Source organism: Vibrio sp. V08_P9A1T1 (genome assembly GCF_963874405.1).
In the GTDB taxonomy this organism is placed as follows: domain Bacteria; phylum Pseudomonadota; class Gammaproteobacteria; order Enterobacterales; family Vibrionaceae; genus Vibrio; species Vibrio anguillarum.
In genome coordinates this window covers 1-2030 of record NZ_CAWNIB010000239.1, presented here as the reverse complement: position 1 = coordinate 2030, position 2030 = coordinate 1, and the positions used below count along the sequence as shown (strand labels likewise).

Genomic DNA, 2030 nt, shown 5'->3' with positions numbered 1-2030 from the left:
TGGTACGCACGAGTCTGTTCATAAATTTCTGTGAGATCATGGCTAATGTCTAAAATCAATGCGTATTGGCGTTCACTTGCCAATTTATTAGCCTCTGATTCAATATTCATTTCAGCTATCGTTCTTGTTAATTCTGAATTTTTCTTCCCCGCTTTATATGTAAACCAGGAAGTCACTATAGCTACAACTGATGGGATTCCTACCTTAAACATATCACTAACTACAGAAGCTAATTCTTTGTTTATTCCATACTCGATTACTTGAGGGTCCATAAAATCTCCTAAATATAACGCCCGCCTAAGGGGCTGGCAACGCATAACACCAAACTCAAACACAACAACCGTAACCACCGCGGCTCATTGGGACTGGAAACGCCACGCGTTGACAGTCCCTCTTGAGGCGCTTGTTATAGCGATTTTTCTTTCAGAATAATCGACCGAGCAAAAGAAGCAATTGAAATACCGACAACTAGTCCTAAACCATTTGCGCCTAAATCGAGCCACTCACCATAACGATTTACATATGGCTGAACTAATTCAATAAAGCCACTATAAACTAAGAAGCCAACGATAAATAACAACCACTTTTCGGGTCTCGCTAACGCTACTGGAAATGCCAAAGCCCCATAAGCAATAAAATGGTGAGTTTTATCTGTCCCTGGAACGGAAGGAAGATTATCCAACGGATATAGAGACAAAACCGTAATTGCCAGAGCTATTAAAATTGTGAATAACAGCCAGTGACGTTGAGCTAAATTTAACAAAGATTTCAAGATATTCTCCGAATCGCTATAACGCCCTGTTAAGGTGTGAGCAACGCAATAACGATGCCGCCGCATAACACCTTAAACACTAAGCGCAACGCATAGTAAAAATGCCACGCGTTGCGAATCACTCTTAAACAGATTGTTAGCTATTTTGTTTCAGATAAATGTTGAACTAATACTGACCAATTGTGGTAAAAAATGTCGTACCTTGGGTTTGACAACAATCCATTAGCTCTAACTTGCTCTTTTACATACTTGCTATCTAAGATCCAAACATCAAATGTTGCGATCGGACGAGAAATATTTGCGGATACTTTTTGAATCTCATGAGTAGGTTTGTCAACTAACACTAAAAAATCGAAATCTGTCGAGTTTAACTTCAATGATGATGTGTTTGAGGAACGATACTTAACTTGGATCGTGCATGATTTCTTAGTCTTAGGGTCTACAACCAACAAGTCATAACCTGGCATATTAGGACTAGCAACAGAAACTATGTACCCCAACTCAAGCATAATATAGCCGGCAATATAGAGTTCAGCTCCTTCACCCTTAACAGCGGCGTCAGACTTACTATCCCGTAAGTCCAGTTCACCATAAACACTCGGATAACCATCAAGCTTGTTGCGAGCCCAGCGAAAAGCGGTATGAAGATTAGCACACATTTTACTAGTGGCTAGCTCTGTAAAATTTCCGTCTTTCGCGCGAATAGTTACGATGTACTTGTCACGTTCTCCTACCATTGAAAAACGTTCCGCCCATACGTCGACGGCTTGCCCTTGATAAGAATAATCCTCAAACTCTCTAGATGAAATAGCACCATCTTCATCTTTAAGTATCGTCACGAATCTCAAATTGAATTGTCCCTAAATAGCTAACGCCCGGCTAAGGGGTTGACAACGCATAGCCGAACTCAAAAAACACACCGTAAACACTGAACTTCAATTTTGCACTAAAGCCGCCACGCGTTGGCAATCCCTCTTGAGCCGTTTGTTAGGCCAACTGATTGACAACGATACTTTCAAAACCAAAGAACGAGCTTGCTTGAAAACTGAAAACCAACTAAGTGATTAATTTATAAACAAAAATCTCAAATCAGCAAAGAAACCAAAAACTCAAATTGAGCGATTTAGAAGAAAAGTGACGAGCGTAGCATGCTCGGCGGACGTTTGGATGCTGAAGGTTATTTTGCCGCTGAATTCACAACGATAAACAGCTCAACGCGATCAAGAAACAACAAATATGTGATGACGATTTATTGCTT

The 2030-nt window shown here is 40.4% G+C and carries 3 protein-coding genes; all 3 read right to left on the bottom strand.

All coding sequences use genetic code 11. The features are described from left to right. Nucleotides 1-272, bottom strand: a 272-nt coding sequence (locus AACT21_RS09580) for a hypothetical protein (protein WP_141195235.1), incomplete at its 3' end; no start/stop codon positions are given. A gap of 134 nt (nt 273-406) precedes the next feature. Further along, nucleotides 407-772, bottom strand: a complete 366-nt coding sequence (locus AACT21_RS09575) for a VanZ family protein (RefSeq protein ID WP_094163570.1) — start codon at nt 770-772, stop codon at nt 407-409. A gap of 140 nt (nt 773-912) precedes the next feature. Continuing rightward, nucleotides 913-1611 (bottom strand): hypothetical protein, encoded by a 699-nt coding sequence (locus AACT21_RS09570; RefSeq protein ID WP_094163566.1) that lies wholly within the window; start codon nt 1609-1611, stop codon nt 913-915. Nucleotides 1612-2030: the final 419 nt, after the last annotated feature.